Below are 15,461 nucleotides of genomic sequence, written 5' to 3' on the forward strand. Positions count from 1 at the left end.
TCAAAATCGGTGTTGCAAAAACGGGAGTGACCATAGATTCCGTTTTCTGAGACGACCCCGATCAGTATTACGTTATCCCACTCCAGCCCCTTGGAACCATGCAGTGTGGAAAGGATGAAGGGATCGCAGTCAGTAGCAGCCTCGCCTGGATTCAAGATAAGGTTTAAAAACGTGCGGGAATCGATCTTACTGGAGTCAAGTAGCTCCCCGATCCTCACGACCCCTCGTTGCTGGTCGTTCGATCCAGTGCGAGTTACACCCTCAGAGCCAACACTATCAATGAAACCCTCCATACTCAGGCGTCGTAACACATCGATAGCAGGCGTTTCCTCTCCGTCTTTCTGGCAGATAGTGGCGAGCCTGCCCAGCCGATCTTTTTGGTATTGTGCGCCCTCGAATAACTGACCTAGAGCAGACCATAGGTCGGCGTGCGGAGCCATCAATCCACTGAGCGCCGCTTTGAATTGCCCTTTCTGCCATCTAAAACCAGCCTCCTTCAGAAAGCCGTAAACAATCGCTTGTTTGTTGGGATGGTTTTCCAGTAGCCGCAGATCGCCGTACACAGACAGCAAGACGCCAACTACCAGTATCCCGATTTCGGTGCGGGTGTGTAATGCGCTTGAACCATTGAGGTAGCGATAAGGTAGCCCACACAGGCGTAAAGCAATTTCCGCCTCAGCAAGGTTCGCCTTAGTGCGGGACAATATGGCTTGTGTTCCACTGCTCACCGAGAGGTTTGATAGCACCTTGGATAGGCAGTTATCAAAGTGCAATCTGACCTCTGTTTTGGGGGTGCTAGGATGACTGACACAAAGCTTGGTCAGCTTTGTAGAGTTGCGCCGAATTACCGAGTTAGCCATCAAGGAAAGCTCATGGCCAAATCTGAACGTGCATGACAGTTGAAACACCTTCGTATTCGGGTAGTGCCTTTCAAACAGTCCGCCGATAAAGTCTGGTCGAGCACCACGCCACTCATAAATACACTGGTTAACATCACCAACAGCCATAACCGACGTATCCGACTTAGATAGCAAGCGGGTCATGTCATGCTGTATCAGGTTAACGTCCTGATATTCATCAACAATGATGTGCTTGAAGTGGGCACCAAGGCTGCTGTCATTACGCAACAGTGCGACAGCCTCAATCAAACAGTCATCAAAGGTTCGCAGACTGTTTTCCTCCAGCAGCTCACAATAGCGGCCATAGGCGTGAATAAACTCCCGTTTGATGTTGCTGAACGTTGGATCATTGGCAGCATCAACAGGAGTTACGGCCGCCGCCCGGCAGCGAGCAATAAACAGCTCGAAGTTTTCAATTTCATTGGGGTCAATATAATTCGCCTCATGGTCAAAGCCATAGCGGTAGGCTTGCTTTACCAGTTGCTCATAGCGGTAGTCGCTTGGAGTAATGAGGTCTTTCTTCTTGATTATCTGTTGGCGTTCTCCGTAACCAACAATCTTTAAGGCCAAGCTGTGGAACGTGCGGATTTCTGGAATCACGCTCGACATCAGTGCCGTCTTCAAGTTCTCCGTGAAGCTCACCTGCGCCGACTTGTTGTACATCAGGATCAGAATGGAGCGAGGATCAGTTCCCGTCTTGACCAGCCGCTCAACGCGCTTTACAAGTGTGGTTGTTTTCCCGCTACCAGGTACGGCTTTTACCAACGCATGTCCGGTGTCATGGCTGACAATACTTTTCTGCTCCCAAGTCAGTCTTTTGGTCATGCCTTAACCTTGTAATTGGCGCACTGACGGGCCTCGGTGTAGGGAACGATCTTTGCCTTACTGTGACATTGCAGATAGCCATCCTCCCATCGGCCTGCTTGCTCGCACATAATGCAGTTGGGAAATAGTGAATGAGGATCGGCGTGACGGATAAAAGCTCGTAAGTTATCAGCCAGCTCAGCGGCCCCTAACGATCTAGGCCATGTGTTCACGTCAGAATTGATTGTTAAATCCACTTCAGCGAGCGGCATCGTTTGTTCGTTGAGTCGGCCGGAACCACTTAAACTCCAGACAGACATATCCACGTTACCTACTGAGCAGACGCCGCTACAGGTGTCCACAGATTGAAACGGGGGAAGCCAGTTGAATACTCTCAGGATCTTCTCCTTGATCGAGTAGGCCCCGGTAAGCAACATCTGAATATCAGAGGCAGATTGGACCTTAAACTCAAGAATCGGGATACCGGCTTCGATCTTGTCTTGAGAGCAGGGGTGTGTGACACAAATCTCTACGTAGCAACGCCTTTCGCCAGTCGTATCATACAACATCACGTCTGGTCGCAGCCCTGTGACCTTATCGTGTTTTTCCAGCTCTGCCTGATCGAAAAATTGAGTCAAGTTGTAGCGTGCAGGCACGGATTTTACGCACTGACGTGCTTCGTCTCTAACCAAGGCTAAACGAGAACCATTACAGGCAACCCGGCGCTCCAGCTCAAGGCTAATAGGCATTTCACGGCTGAGAGCTTGTTGGTAGCGATAGAAGAATGCTTCTTTGCCGCACTTGTGAAGATAGGTTTCAAGGGCACAGCATTCTTCCGAATGGCGAAAGTGCTTAGCGTTGAACTCGCCCATTACCGGGGTCAGGGGGCTCTTACAACCTGGGCAGGTGTAAGTATGTGAGCGCAGGGCAGCGCCAATGTGCGTGAGGGTGCCCTCGCCGTCTAGCGCGTAAGCGTATTGTATTGAGCTGGATTGAGTTGTCATGACTGCGTATCCTCCCAAAAAAATCCAGCTAAGAACAGACCTTACGGCAGGCAAATGGTAAGTAGTGCTTCTTGAAGCAGTCGAGTGTACAGCGGCTCAGTGAAAAAGCTAATCGCCCGCTCAACAACCTAGTGATACTGGTGCAGATTCGACAATGAGTTAATGCCCGGAGAGCATCTGCAAGACTTCTAGCTGGAAGGCATTCCAACCAGCCCTCGCTTCTGAAAAGCCGTCAGGAAACGGTAAAATCCAACCAAGTGAGCAACTTCACTTGATCAAAGATCTAAGGCTAGAATGATGGAATTCCAACCTTAGTTTGCAAATAGCCTAAACATATAACTTCCTCTGAGGATTTAAAAGAATTCTCAGATGTCTTGAAAGCTACTTTTTAAACTTTCTCATTCTGAGAAGCATATTTAATTTTGCTGCGTCTGCTCGTGCTGCTGCTACAGAAAGGGCTTTATGCAGTGAAACTACCACGACAAACAAACAGAACATCGACCAGAATCCATCCATTTCGTTTACCTAATCGTTGAGGTTTTTATTCGGGATATCTGGCTAAATAGGACTACACAGATACCCAGTTAAACCCCCCGCTTACATAACACTCCGGTTCCTCACCAGACGTTTTATTCTATCGCGGTCTGTGGTTATCAGAAGCTGCATAAACCGGTTATTTAGTCCGTTACGCGAAAATTATTGAGGATCCGGGCTGTTAAACTGTTCTTCCTCTTTCGCTTCCGGAGAAAAGGGGAGGTGTCACCCTGCGGCCGGGTAGTGAAAGGGATTTGACGTAATTCAGGCGAAGGGCGAACAAGACCGCAAAGGACGCCCGGGCGACCGGATACCTGCCGGGTTGTGCGAAGTAAAAACCGGAAGCAGTGATAACACAAACAGGCCCCTACAGCGTAAGGATTGTGATGGACGATAAAGAGCAATTTACGAATCTTGTGGCAAAGCATGCCTCCGGACTCACCGAAGAGCAGCTGGCCGGTTACGATGCCTGTTCCCTGGATGGTGAATGCGTCACGCCTTCATACGAGGTTTTCCGGGGGTATCGTACCCGCCATACCCTGGATGAATTTCTGGAGATGGCCATATCGCTGAATGCCATCCACCCGGATGAATATTTAACGGATATGCTGCTTAAGCCTCATGAGGTGATCGGCGCTCTGGCCGATGAAGGCGACCAGCTGAACAACGCCACCCCGGTTTATTTCTTCCCGGATACCGGCGTCTATGCAGCGGCCGTCAGTGAAACCCGGGTGCTCGATGCCTGGCTTTGCTGGCCATGCTACCCGGCGAACTGGTAACGCGGCCGTTGGAATTGCACCGGCAGGATACGAATTTAACCGACCCCGTGGCGGGAAGGTTATCACAATTGCATGTCCTCATCCCTCAAGCCCCCTGCCAGGCCCTAACGTGCTGTCAGGCTTCGCCTGATTCCCGATCTGCGCCGGTACTTCAGCCGATAACTTTTTGTTTTCTTTTTATTTTCTCCCCATTTCCTCAAAGTTCGCGGGCGGCGTGGACAGGGCACCATTGCCGCATGTGGGGTCTTAATAAGGGCAGGGTGGTCAGGTTTGCTCGATGCCGGGGGTAGGCCCTACCCTTTATGGGATGAGGACATGCAATTCACTAAATTAATCGACAGCACCGGTGGTGACTTATCTGTAACGGGTCAGTTTTGATACGGGGAATGTTTCAGGGTTAAGATCTGGAATCATAAAAATATACGCTCCCGTTCAGGACATACGACTTGAAATGGATAATGCCATTAAAGGAATTCCAGCCTTTCGTCGATAACAGTTTCTGACCATCGCCATAACCATGTCATGGAGGAGACTAACCGTGTTTCAGAGGTGAGCTGGTGCCTGGCAAAACATACAAACTCAAATATCAGGAAGCGAGTTTAGTTGTTTATAACATGCAGCCGTGTAACTGATTAGGTACCGGCAAAAGGAGGAAATAATGTTTGAAAACTACGTTTGTAAAATCTATGTAAGCAATGATCCTCATTTTAGTAGCCATCTCGAAGCAACTGCGTTTGGTTTCGATAATGGTCAGCAGCAAAAGATTCTCACCGCAGCCCATGTTGTTACCAATGCTCTTGGAAAAATTTATCCCGTCAGCAATACACTTAAACTTTACGTCAAATTTCTTAACCATCAAGGACTGGTGAACGAAGAGCCTGTTCTAGTCGATTTCATTCTCAATGAGGCTAATGACAGGGCAGACTTTAAAGACGGCATTCCGTTTGTTGACAGTGCAGAAATCGTATTACCAGCTGGAATACAACAGCCTGTAAGTAGTTACTTTAAGGTCCTGGCTCCCGCAGCTGGCATGGGTACATTGGGTGTCGGATATCCAATGAATGAGACAACAATTTCGACATTCCCTGGTGAAGTTTCAGGCATTTGGCCTTTAAATTGCTCAAATCATTCTCCCCAACATCTCACAACTCGCTTTGTAATAGCACATTTCAACACCGATGGTTGCTCTGGTGGACCCTATGTCGTCTCCGAGAATGACGAGCATTTTGTCATTGGAAGTCTGGTTGGAATAATGTCTGGAACCTGCCCAGATTCAAATCCACACATGTCTGTTCAGTCCGCTACTGATTTTTAGCAAAGTCAGTTCCAAAATGACGCTGGCACGATAGTTATTTTGGGTCTGCCCGATATGGCGTCTGCCCTTACTAACAGCAACAGCATTGAAACTGACAAACATGAACTCGAAAGTGCCACAATAGTAAGTCATGATTTCTTCATCACTTTTATGGTGCTCTTTTTCACCTATCACACAGCAAGTTATGAATACGAGGCCTGTAATGGACGCTACCGAAACTGAAGAGCTCGAAAAAATTCGCAAGAAGGCAATGGATGAAGTTACAAGTGCTCTTCAGGCGCTTGAAAATAAGTTCCCGGGTATTACTGAGGGCGCAGCAGCTTTGGCGGGGTCAGGCGTAGGCGCAGCGGCTTCCTTCGGTGCTCTCTATACGCTTGGTACAACGGGAGTGTCAGCAGCAGGCATAACCTCCGGGCTCGCTACAGCAGGGTCTATCGTCGGTGGCGGTATGGTTGCAGGCATTGCGGTATTGGCCGCACCTGTAGCTGTGTTAGGGATTGGCGGGTACGCGATAGTGAAACACAAAAAAAATGCGAAACTGACAGCCGCCCTTAGTCAGGCCATCCAAAAGCTCTACGAAGTTCAGGAAAGGTTGATGTCGAATGCGGAATATTTTAAGGCAGAAATTGCTGGCATCAAGGCAACAATCGACATGCTTACTAAGAAAGCTCCAAAAGGTAGCCTGGTCGCGGTGAGGTAAACACATGAGTCAGTCTCCTTATGATGATGAGTTCAGGGCCATCCGTTATATTCAGCTCCGTGGTCAGGATATCGCGAACGCTCACGAGACAATTAACAGTGATATAGAGAGCCTTAAGGCACAGTTGACCGGGCTAATCAGCGGCACTGAACTTGATGAAGCGGAGCATCTGGCGCTTAAAGAACATCATCTGCGAGAAATGACCCCTTCAGATACTGCCATGCATTCTACTGGTCTCAAGACTATATATAGCGAGGCTAACCAGCGTGTATGCGGTGATATTGGACTGGCCACAATACTCTCCACGGATGACTTGGCTGTTGTAGATGCCCGGATCCAGAATCATATTAAAGAATTTAATGATCGCTACGCACTCGACGCCTGGGATTATGCTATTGCCTGCGGATGCGGGCTCATAGCATCCATGCTGGATTTACTTTGCGTCAGAGCCCCGCCAAAACCTACGGTGAGCTTTACGGCAGAAGTGGATGGTATTTTCAATAAACAGGTGCAGAAAGCCTTCAATGCCATTTTGCCGGAGGACCTGAGTACAAAACTCTCAGATTTGTTCCCTATAGGGGCACCAGACAGTTCGATCAGCAGCGATTTAGTGGGTGCGGCCGGTGGCGTTTTGTCTCCCACAAATCACCGCTTAAGAGCTTTGTCACACGATCCCGTACTGGGCATTATTTTCGGTATAAAGGATATGCTGAACGGGACCTGTACGGTGGTTCAGAATGGACAGATCGTGGTTTATCCTTCCAGTAAAGGCGTTACAGACGAAACCAATATTTTCAGGCTCATCGCCAGAATGTTTGGACACCTGGCATCGGATGTTAATGCCCCCTCAGCAAAAGGAAACCGTGGCATGGGGTTACCGGCTCCTTTTATGGGGCTACTTCGTATGCTTGAGGGGATCCCTGTGGGGAGTTCTAACTTCGGCAAACAAATAGAGTACATGTATGTCAACGGGTATGACTTTCGTCAGTTTATCGTGACAAGTATTCCGATGAGCATAATGGAAGTTTTGATGCGGGTTTTCTATGTGGCGAAACAGGTATCGCTGGGAAAAGGAGCTTTTGGGGAGACCTTACTGGATACCATGCCGTTGCGGCTAAATCCACGCTTCCGGATGATGCTTGCCCTGGGTTATGGAACTTCCAGTGCTGTTAACGCAGGTAAAATGTATATCACCGGCAATATTCTCAATGCGAATTACGCCTCCTGGATGGGGTTGGCCTGGAATGGTTTTCACTCACTCAAGTGGTCCCTTTATCAGCGACACTTAAAGCTTTGGGCCGGTATTGAAAAGGCAGAACTGGAACGGCTTCAGAACAATATAGACAGCATCGAGGCATTGACCATCAGAGCAGGAAACTTGCCAGTCAAGTAACATTCACCGGAGCACCTCCGGAACCCCATAGCCCACCAGCTGCTAAAAATGTCTGCCTTTGCTTTTAATACTCTCTCTGCCTCCTCCCCGAGGCAGAGAGTAGCTCGTAGTTATTTATACAGCTCACAACAGGGCCATAAGATACTCCGCTTCTCGTTTACCGATGATCCTGATCTGTCAGCTCTCTTACCGGATGCTGTACGAGCGTAACGGCTTATTATTGATAGTTCTCTCATATCAAACCTCATAAAGATTTATGCTGCCACTTAGTAACAGCCTAAAGGTTGTACTCTCTATTTAACAGCTTTTAGGCTGTTAATTTGATATTACAGCTTTTAGGGTGTATGTTTAGAAAACAGCGTACAAGGTGTATCAGAGGAACTACTGAGGCCAGCTTATGATCAATAATGATTACCCGTTAAACACGCTCAACCAGTTGCGTCCCTTGCTCATTGGTTTTCGCAAGGCGAATGGCCTGACGCAAAAAGACCTGTCCGAAAGGTTAGGGGTCACTCAACAGACATACTCACGTCTGGAAGCCAACCCTGCCAGTGCGAGCATTGAACGGCTATTCAAGGTGTTTTCTATCCTGGGCGTAAAAATCAGCTTCTCCTCGACAACCGCCTCTTCAGAGGGGAAGCAGACGGAAGAAATGCTTAAATCAAACTCACCTGCACGACAGGAGAAATGGTAACGATATGAGCCGGAAACAGCAGCGTCTGGCAATCTGGATGAACGGAATCAAAGTCGGATACTGGGAAAAAAGTAAAGGGGTAGACAGCTTACAATACCTTCCTGACTGGAGTGCAGACGAACAGGGAAGGCCGCTGTCATTGTCCCTTCCTTTTACTCCCGGGAACCAGGTCTGGCGTGGAAATGTGGTACGTGACTATTTTGATAATTTACTCCCGGACAGCGAAGGCATACGCAGACGTCTGGCAATGCGTTACAAGGCCGATAGCCTGGAGCCTTTTGATCTTCTGACGGAGCTGGGAAAAGACTGCGTGGGCGCGATACAGCTGCTTCATGACGGAGATGAACCCACAGATTTATATTCCGTGAAGTATCACCCGCTTACTGAATCAGAAATTGCGGCAACTTTGCGTAATACCACGGAGACATTGCTACCGGGCAGGCCAGAAGATAACGACGACTTACGTTTATCTATTGCCGGTGCTCAGGAGAAAACAGCCCTACTGTGGCATGAAGATCGGTGGTGTATGCCGGAGGGTAATACACCAACGACGCATATATTCAAGCTACCGCTCGGACTTGTGGGGAACATGAAAGCCGACATGCGCTCGTCGGTTGAAAATGAATGGCTCTGCTCGGTACTTCTCGAACAGTACGGGCTCCCCGTGGCAAGAACGCAGATTGCTCACTTTGAAGATCAGAAAGCGCTGGTGGTAGAACGTTTTGACCGAAAATGGTCAGGAAACGGACAATGGATCATTCGTTTACCCCAGGAGGATATGTGTCAGGCCCTGGGCATTTCGCCATTACGAAAATATCAGGCGGACGGCGGGCCAGGTATATCGGAAATTATGGAAGTTCTGAGTAATTCAGACCGTGCTGAGCGTGACAAAGCGCAGTTTTTTATGACGCAGATAGTTTTCTGGATGATGGCCGCAACAGATGGCCACGCTAAAAATTTCAGTATTTCTATTGGGCCACAGGGACGTTATCACCTTACACCACTCTATGATGTGTTGTCGGCATGGCCGGTGATCGGTCATGGGAACAATCAGATATCCTGGCAGAAGTGCAAACTGGCGATGGCCGTACGTGGCAGTAGCAACTATTACCAGATATATCGAATACAACGACGCCACTGGATCAGGCATGGTGAGATAACCGGCCTGAGTAAACAGCAGACAGAGGCGATGATAGAGGAAATCATCGCCAGAACCCCGGGTGTCATTGAACGTGTTAGCGGGCTTCTTCCGGACCAGTTCCCCCAGCAGCTTGCGGAAAGTATTTTTGATGGAATGAGGCAGCAATGCAGGCGCCTGGCTGAGAAATGACAGCCGCAATTTATAGTGTGCATGTTTTCAGAATAGCTGATGTAAGCGTGAGGATTCAGTATGACTGAAGAACAAAAAAGAATAGAGCGGGCTATTGAGTTGGCTTGTCGTTACGGCGGAACCGATGAAATGCATCATCTGCAATGGGTCGTGGATCAGATGGTAAGAGAACTTGCTGGAGAACGTTATGCACAGATTGTAGCAGATGCCACCAGCGGAGAAGATGGGCCTGATACTTACAAATGGAGTGTTGGGATCGCGCCTTAGCATCTGTCAGTCTGGGGATGAAAACGTACTTAACATCCAGCGAATTCCCAGACTTCACATTAAGACTAGAGTAACGGCCGCAATCACGTGAGAGAAAAAAATGGCAATTTTAGCAATCATTGCAGTTATCGCCCTGGGTGGGTACGCCTGCGGGTTTATTAAAGCCCGTGAGCTGAGCGCTTTGCGTAAAGAAATGAAACTATACGTGGATCGCATGGAAGCGGCGGAGCTGGACTTACACGCAATCAGAAGTGTAGCGGAGCACCGGTTGCACGGTGCAGGTAAACAGTTTGCCGACCTTTACAGCCGTATCGACGGTGCAACTGTGACGCTGACACCCGAAGATCAGCTGTTACTGGCAACGATGCCATTTAATATTCAGGATGTAGAAGACATCGTAAACGAGCGCGGTCCAAAGACAATTAGCGGCCGTCCATTCTGGGAAGTTGAGCCAGGCCCGCATGACTATGAATATGGCCCGCAATATCCGTATTTCCCAGACCAGCGCTAGGAAGAGATCAAGATGAGAGAGCCAAGACCCCGCCATACCTTGCAGGTCATTCGAGTGCCTTCTCTGGAGGTTCAGGATCTGGGGCTGACCAGCTTTGATAGCTGGCTTGACGAGAACGGTTATGACAAAACGAATGCCAGAAATAACCGTACCATCTGGGCGAGAGAAGGCGGATGGCATCTGAAACGTTGCAGAAATCTGGAAACTGGCACGGACGATTTCTGGTTTATCGCTTTCGATGGTAAAGGCGGAAAGATATACCCGCTGAAAACCCAAAGAGACTACCGGGCTGCATATCGTAAGCTGGAAGCAGAAGGTTATGCACCTGCGGTCATCGAGCAAATGACCACAGGCGCAGCATATAACCTGGCCTATCCACGTTCCACCCTAAAACAAGCTGAGACGGCCACCAGCGAACCAAAGCGGAAACCTGACGTAGATATCCAGGGTGAGCACTGCGAGCGCGTAGTGACGCAACGTAGTGGCGTGGCACAGGGTAAATTTAAAGCTCTGCTCATCGAGAATTTCGCGGGCCGTTGTGCGGTAACCGGTTGGGTTAATGGCGGTGTCCTGGATGCGGCACACATTGAACATGGAACCCGGTACAATCCGTCTAATGGCATCCTGATGACTCCAACAATGCATGCTCTGTTTGATGCCGATCTTATGGGCATAGATCCGGCCACCCTGACCGTTCATTTTAAGCCAGGCATTGAGCTGGGCGAGCTGTTTGAAGGCCGTAAAATCACACCGCTGGTGTACGATCTGGACTTAGAGCGGCTGGCCGTACGCTGGGCAGGATACCAGGGCCTGGCTCATGAACAATGATGGGTTACAGCCGGGATGTGTGAAAACCCGTCAGTGAAACCTGCATGCGCCATACCTTTAAATTTAAACTCAAGAGCCAGGCTCAAGATAAAACCGAAATGAAAAGGTAAAATCCGGTGCACCAGATCTCTTAGGTTTAATACCTGAGCCGGTATACTGGCAGGCGCAGGCATGTGGGTATTATCCAGTCCATACATCTCCACACAGTGTTAACCGCAACATTTAAAGTTCAATAAGGACGGTTTCAATTTTATGTATAAAACAGCATTAGTGATGATTATCGGGATCCTCGGATGCAGTAAAGCATTTGCAGCCACTGAATTACAGCTCCAGCAAAAACGCGTTATGCAGTTCTGTGCCAACGCCAGTCTTCCATTGTTAGTTGCGGGTACAACGTACGCGAATACGTCTGACAACGGGCGACCAGAAAAAGAAAGATTGGCAATCCTGAAAAATTCAGTTGCAAGCTCGACAGCTTATAAAATGGCATCTCCCGGAGTTCAGATTGCCATGATGAGCGTGGTGGAAGATATTGCCGATCCGAAAGAATTAGCTCTACATCAAAAAGAAGTTAGACGTCTTGGGGCTAGTTATCTTTCCGACAGCGGTGTTTCATGGGCTTCAAAAACTGTTTCACCATTTACAGCCTGGTGTAACTTTAACCGTTTAGAAAGTTAAGGCTGGCAAGGCGGTTCCTGTTCAGGAAAGTTACTTTCCGTGCGGGGACCGTAAGATACAGATAAAGCTTAAGGCCTTTGAATTTCTGGAAAGCATTTGAAAATTTCATTGCGCTTGTCTGATATGAAACAGCCCCTGCATTTCTGCAAAGGCTGAAAGAGTGTGTACGGACTTTGGAAGGAGTGATGATATACGCCTGAGCCATCCCATCACCGCAGACAGGGTAATTAACCCTGACTAAAGCTTTCACCTATTCCGTCGCTCGCAAGCGGCTTTCGCACACTAACGAAGGTATGGCCTTTCGTCGGTGTTAAATTTTTCAAACTTTGCTTACTTTGTCAAGGAAGGTGACCGCAGTAGTAGGCACAACTACTTTAATCTGTATGAATAATAAGGTAGAACCGGCCAGTGAATGAATGCTTTCCCTGAAATCAGGCGGACAACCTTCAGGAATATTGATAGCAAGACTGAATCTCTCGCTGCGGCGATAAACATTTCGCCATAACCCTGAACGAGAGTGGTTCATCCATCATATACAGGAGCGTTACATGCGCAAATTTAAGTACATAATCTGTCACCAGTGCGAAGGCCACGGGACCATGGAAAACCCGGCCTTTGAAAATGGATTCACCCAATCAGAAATGGCTGAGTGGGAGCCAGAAATGCGTGAAAAGTATTTTGCCGGAGCATTTGATGTTCGCTGTGACGTTTGTGCCGGTGACGGTAAGCTCAGCGTACCAAACGTAGCGGCTATGTCTTTTTCAGAACGACGGGTTCTGGCAGCACGGCGGCGTGATGAGCGTCTTCAGGCTGCTGATGAACGGCTGTCCCGCCAGGAACGAGCAATGGGGTACTGAGGTGTTACAGCAAAGATGAAAATGACGAAGCCAAAACCGGTAAGCCGGATGAAAAGACCGTTTATTAGTGAGCTTGCAGAGCTGGGTTTATCGGGTGAAATTCTTTCAATTCGAACTGACGGCATGCAGGGGACGCTCATACCCGATCTTACCGCAGGGGTGAGTGAAGCAGGCCGTGTGAAAACCGGCAACTGGGTAATCTCTGACAAGAGAACCTTCGACCATGTCGTTCTGTGTGTTGAAAGACAAGATGAGAACCATGATGTGTACGTAGGTAAATTCATCCAGTTACATGTAGCCGCTAATAAGAGCCTTAAGATCGTCGAAATGGGCGATGTGAAACTGGTGGCCATAACCAGCTCGATTCCTACCACTTTTAATGGTGGGATAAAGAGATACAAAGGGGTTACGTATGTGTCACTTTCCCAAACAGCTCAAACCACTATCGACTTCCCGAAGCGTATCTACAAAGAGGGCCAGGAATGTACTTCTGTCACCAGTCCTGACCAAGGTCCTTTCGCCCGGGATGTTAGGTTGAATTGCTACGGGCGATGTGTTGTCACCGGCGTAAGGTCCCCCTGGCGTACTGAGGCCGCGCACTTAACGCCACGTCATGAAGAAGGCATTCCCGACGTAACGAACGGAATTTTACTTCGCCGTGATATCCATACACTGTTCGACAATGACCATTGCGCCATAAACCCTGACACTATGAAAATTTACTTCAGCCGGGAGGCCCGGGAGTTGGATGATGATCTCCTGAAATGGCATGGGAATGAGATAGAGACGACACGCATGCAGGTTCCGGTTAACATCGAAAACCTTCGGATACGATGGCAAAAATTTAAGGCTAAGGATCGTCAGCGTAAATAAAGCCATAAGCTGAACCACGGCGAGGATTAGTCTTGTTCACTAAATGACAGCGAGAGATTAAATGCAAACCCAAAAAGATATTACAGTTGGCCAGATCTGGGAAGAAGTGGATCCAAGACTGATCCGGAAAGTGCGAGTTGTTGAGGTGGCCTCGTTAGAAGGGCCCAAAGGCATCCTAATCGAAAACGTGGAGTCTGGTCGTAAGAACTGGGCGTCGTCATCCCGCTTTAATGGAAAGCGTGGAGGGTATCGTCTTATTTCCTGAAGGTTTTGCCAATATGGGAAACTGAAGAGGTTGAAACCATCCCGGTGAGGGAGCATATCTGGTAAAGAAGAGTCTTTAAAAAGGTTTTACGCGACCTGGGATAATAAACGGGAAAACGATACCCAAAAAAAGAATACAGCGATGATAACGATAAGGAATGGTAAGGGCTTCAATATTTTGAGAAATGACCTGGCTTCCTTTGCATCTGCATTTCTAATCAAACTGTCCACATAGGGATCACAGCTCTTAGGTTCTGAATTTTTCATATGTTCTGTACCTGAAATTGATTCCGTATGAGAAAAGGCCACCGAAGTGGCCTCTATCAAAACTGGTGGCAAAAGTTAGATCAGGAAATCATCAAGACTTTTACCGGCTGCAATTTGTTCTGCCAGAGCTTTGGGGGTACGGCCCTGTCCAGTCCACGTTTTTGTTTCGCCATTTTCATCAGTAAATGAGTATTTGGCCGGGCGTGGTTCACGGCTTTTCTTGGTAGCCGTAGATTTGGCCTGGAATGAGCCAAGCAGCTCTTCCGGGTTGATACCATCTTCTTCCATTAACTTACGCAGGGCGTCAAGTTTCTCCTGACGAGCTTGCAGTTCGGCAGCTTTGGATGATTCTTCCTGACGACGCTCATCAACAATGACATTAAGCTTTTCGAGGATTTCCTCAAGTACTTCTAAAGGCAGCTCGCGGCCCTGGGCGCGAAGAGTACGAATATTGTTTAACGATTTGAGTGCTTCAGACATACGACCTCACTTTCTAATTCTTTGATAAGGATTTACTTAATCATAATACACTCTATAAGGAAAAAGATGCCAGCTTTATGTCTTCAGGTACAAAGATATCTTGCTAAGAATACTCCTTATCTTCCTTGTGCAGACTGTTTCGTGCTTTCGATGTTGTTCATGAGTCTTAAAATCTGCTCACTGTTTAGGGTACTCATGCTGTAAATCATCAAGAAGGAAGCGCAGAACAACATAAGCAATCGGAAAAGGAAACCATGCCAGTGACAGGCCATATATGGCGGAGATAAACATAGGGTAATTTAACTCACTTACAAAATTCGCTTCATTGTATTGTTGAATCGAAATGGCAGAAGCAAAAATTATAATTAAAGTAAGAAAAATCCACTCTAGCCATCTCTTTTTATAACAAGCATAAGCGAAAGCTGTAGGGTAAAAAATAAAGCAAAAAATTCCAGCTGCAATTACGTTCATAAAAGTAACTTTCCTGATAGCGCAGTTATTTTTCGAATGCAGCATCATGAACAACTGCCATAACATTGATGATTGGCTTTCTTTTTCTGAAGAACCTTCCGCGCGGCAAAGTTTCTCCCGCTTTGAGACGATAAAGCCAGAAAACATAAGCCGGAGGAACATTGCTGTCAAAAATATCTGAACAAGTTTGAACTGTGATGCCTACTGTATTGTCTTTCCTCATCTCTTTAAAAGTGCCTTGCAATGCAGCGGATAACGTCATTTTTAAGAAACCTTTTTCTGTTTGAACGGATAGACTTGACTTAGCTGGCTTGACTGTAATGTTTGCCACTAAAGATCCCTCGTTCTGAGGATGCAGGCACTACAAAGTTACCGTCAGGTCTAATCATACGAGTTTGGATGAAATTTTTGCCGGATTTGGTTTTTTCAACCTGGTGCTCGATCTTCCATTCTTGGGGTCTGACGCTCAGTGGAACGAAAACTCACGTTAAGCAACGTTTTCTGCCTCTGACG

Annotated in this window: 17 protein-coding genes; 12 read left to right on the plus strand and 5 right to left on the minus strand. The window is 47.9% G+C overall.

Features of this window, described 5'->3' with window-relative positions; all coding sequences use genetic code 11:
• Positions 1-1,724: ATP-dependent helicase (locus tag ACOTX7_RS22855; RefSeq protein WP_252476818.1), on the minus strand; the 1,724-nt coding region annotated here is incomplete at its 3' end.
• Complete coding sequence (locus tag ACOTX7_RS22860; RefSeq protein ID WP_000211823.1) at positions 1,721-2,707, minus strand: hypothetical protein; 987 nt, start codon at positions 2,705-2,707, stop codon at positions 1,721-1,723. The genes ACOTX7_RS22855 and ACOTX7_RS22860, both read right to left, overlap by 4 nt.
• A gap of 920 nt (positions 2,708-3,627) precedes the next feature.
• Between ACOTX7_RS22860 and ACOTX7_RS22865 the strand changes: the two genes are divergently transcribed.
• The 12 genes from ACOTX7_RS22865 (at position 3,628) to ACOTX7_RS22920 (ending at position 13,466) form a co-directional block, all read left to right on the plus strand.
• Positions 3,628-4,020: a hypothetical protein gene (locus tag ACOTX7_RS22865; RefSeq protein ID WP_000341066.1), complete on the plus strand. Its 393-nt coding sequence runs from the start codon at positions 3,628-3,630 to the stop codon at positions 4,018-4,020.
• 658 nt (positions 4,021-4,678) lie between these two features.
• Entirely contained in the window at positions 4,679-5,335 is a 657-nt protein-coding gene (locus ACOTX7_RS22870; RefSeq protein WP_000462754.1) for a trypsin-like serine protease, read from the plus strand.
• Between the two features lie 202 nt (positions 5,336-5,537).
• Positions 5,538-6,035, plus strand: a complete 498-nt coding sequence (locus ACOTX7_RS22875) for a membrane protein (RefSeq protein WP_000340139.1) — start codon at positions 5,538-5,540, stop codon at positions 6,033-6,035.
• 4 nt (positions 6,036-6,039) lie between these two features.
• Positions 6,040-7,428 carry a hypothetical protein gene (locus ACOTX7_RS22880; protein WP_000083579.1) on the plus strand — a complete coding sequence of 463 codons (1,389 nt, stop codon included), beginning with the start codon at positions 6,040-6,042 and terminating at the stop codon, positions 7,426-7,428.
• 400 nt (positions 7,429-7,828) lie between these two features.
• A complete protein-coding gene (locus ACOTX7_RS22885) occupies positions 7,829-8,122 on the plus strand; it encodes a helix-turn-helix transcriptional regulator (RefSeq protein WP_012477377.1) in 294 nt (97 codons plus the stop codon).
• 4 nt (positions 8,123-8,126) lie between these two features.
• Complete coding sequence (locus tag ACOTX7_RS22890; protein WP_000088044.1) at positions 8,127-9,452, plus strand: type II toxin-antitoxin system HipA family toxin; 1,326 nt, start codon at positions 8,127-8,129, stop codon at positions 9,450-9,452.
• Between the two features lie 60 nt (positions 9,453-9,512).
• Positions 9,513-9,719 carry a hypothetical protein gene (locus tag ACOTX7_RS22895; RefSeq protein ID WP_000134171.1) on the plus strand — a complete coding sequence of 69 codons (207 nt, stop codon included), beginning with the start codon at positions 9,513-9,515 and terminating at the stop codon, positions 9,717-9,719.
• A gap of 100 nt (positions 9,720-9,819) precedes the next feature.
• Positions 9,820-10,230, plus strand: a complete 411-nt coding sequence (locus ACOTX7_RS22900; RefSeq protein WP_000985909.1) for a hypothetical protein — start codon at positions 9,820-9,822, stop codon at positions 10,228-10,230.
• A gap of 12 nt (positions 10,231-10,242) precedes the next feature.
• Entirely contained in the window at positions 10,243-11,058 is an 816-nt protein-coding gene (locus ACOTX7_RS22905; RefSeq protein WP_001641519.1) for an HNH endonuclease signature motif containing protein, read from the plus strand.
• 252 nt (positions 11,059-11,310) lie between these two features.
• Complete coding sequence (locus ACOTX7_RS22910; protein WP_000278471.1) at positions 11,311-11,736, plus strand: hypothetical protein; 426 nt, start codon at positions 11,311-11,313, stop codon at positions 11,734-11,736.
• A 548-nt stretch (positions 11,737-12,284) separates the two neighbouring features.
• Positions 12,285-12,593 (plus strand): hypothetical protein, encoded by a 309-nt coding sequence (locus ACOTX7_RS22915; RefSeq protein WP_001224686.1) that lies wholly within the window; start codon positions 12,285-12,287, stop codon positions 12,591-12,593.
• A 15-nt stretch (positions 12,594-12,608) separates the two neighbouring features.
• Positions 12,609-13,466, plus strand: a complete 858-nt coding sequence (locus ACOTX7_RS22920) for an HNH endonuclease signature motif containing protein (RefSeq protein WP_000784387.1) — start codon at positions 12,609-12,611, stop codon at positions 13,464-13,466.
• Between the two features lie 606 nt (positions 13,467-14,072).
• Here ACOTX7_RS22920 and ACOTX7_RS22925 read toward each other — a convergent pair.
• From ACOTX7_RS22925 to ACOTX7_RS22935, 3 genes are all read right to left on the minus strand, one after another.
• On the minus strand, positions 14,073-14,477 hold the full coding sequence (locus ACOTX7_RS22925; RefSeq protein WP_001287391.1) for an H-NS family nucleoid-associated regulatory protein: 405 nt from the start codon (positions 14,475-14,477) through the stop codon (positions 14,073-14,075).
• Between the two features lie 177 nt (positions 14,478-14,654).
• Positions 14,655-14,948 (minus strand): hypothetical protein, encoded by a 294-nt coding sequence (locus ACOTX7_RS22930; RefSeq protein WP_001100635.1) that lies wholly within the window; start codon positions 14,946-14,948, stop codon positions 14,655-14,657.
• Positions 14,949-14,973: 25 nt separating this feature from the next.
• Positions 14,974-15,279, minus strand: a complete 306-nt coding sequence (locus ACOTX7_RS22935; protein ID WP_223152485.1) for a hypothetical protein — start codon at positions 15,277-15,279, stop codon at positions 14,974-14,976.
• Positions 15,280-15,461: the final 182 nt, after the last annotated feature.

Source organism: Enterobacter cloacae complex sp. IR5418 (genome assembly GCF_049238105.1).
GTDB classification, from domain to species: Bacteria; Pseudomonadota; Gammaproteobacteria; order Enterobacterales; family Enterobacteriaceae; genus Enterobacter; species Enterobacter hormaechei.

Excerpts from the sequence above, each read along its gene's own strand:
- ACOTX7_RS22890 (WP_000088044.1), top strand. The coding sequence starts at position 8,127 with ATGAGCCGGAAACAGCAGCGTCTGGCAATCTGGATGAACGGAATCAAA.
- ACOTX7_RS22900 (WP_000985909.1), top strand. The coding sequence starts at position 9,820 with ATGGCAATTTTAGCAATCATTGCAGTTATCGCCCTGGGTGGGTACGCC.
- ACOTX7_RS22930 (WP_001100635.1), bottom strand. The coding sequence starts at position 14,948 with ATGAACGTAATTGCAGCTGGAATTTTTTGCTTTATTTTTTACCCTACA.
- ACOTX7_RS22880 (WP_000083579.1), top strand. The coding sequence starts at position 6,040 with ATGAGTCAGTCTCCTTATGATGATGAGTTCAGGGCCATCCGTTATATT.
- ACOTX7_RS22925 (WP_001287391.1), bottom strand. The coding sequence starts at position 14,477 with ATGTCTGAAGCACTCAAATCGTTAAACAATATTCGTACTCTTCGCGCC.
- ACOTX7_RS22910 (WP_000278471.1), top strand. The coding sequence starts at position 11,311 with ATGTATAAAACAGCATTAGTGATGATTATCGGGATCCTCGGATGCAGT.
- ACOTX7_RS22870 (WP_000462754.1), top strand. The coding sequence starts at position 4,679 with ATGTTTGAAAACTACGTTTGTAAAATCTATGTAAGCAATGATCCTCAT.
- ACOTX7_RS22905 (WP_001641519.1), top strand. The coding sequence starts at position 10,243 with ATGAGAGAGCCAAGACCCCGCCATACCTTGCAGGTCATTCGAGTGCCT.
- ACOTX7_RS22875 (WP_000340139.1), top strand. The coding sequence starts at position 5,538 with ATGGACGCTACCGAAACTGAAGAGCTCGAAAAAATTCGCAAGAAGGCA.
- ACOTX7_RS22915 (WP_001224686.1), top strand. The coding sequence starts at position 12,285 with ATGCGCAAATTTAAGTACATAATCTGTCACCAGTGCGAAGGCCACGGG.
- ACOTX7_RS22895 (WP_000134171.1), top strand. The coding sequence starts at position 9,513 with ATGACTGAAGAACAAAAAAGAATAGAGCGGGCTATTGAGTTGGCTTGT.
- ACOTX7_RS22860 (WP_000211823.1), bottom strand. The coding sequence starts at position 2,707 with ATGACAACTCAATCCAGCTCAATACAATACGCTTACGCGCTAGACGGC.
- ACOTX7_RS22865 (WP_000341066.1), top strand. The coding sequence starts at position 3,628 with ATGGACGATAAAGAGCAATTTACGAATCTTGTGGCAAAGCATGCCTCC.
- ACOTX7_RS22920 (WP_000784387.1), top strand. The coding sequence starts at position 12,609 with ATGAAAATGACGAAGCCAAAACCGGTAAGCCGGATGAAAAGACCGTTT.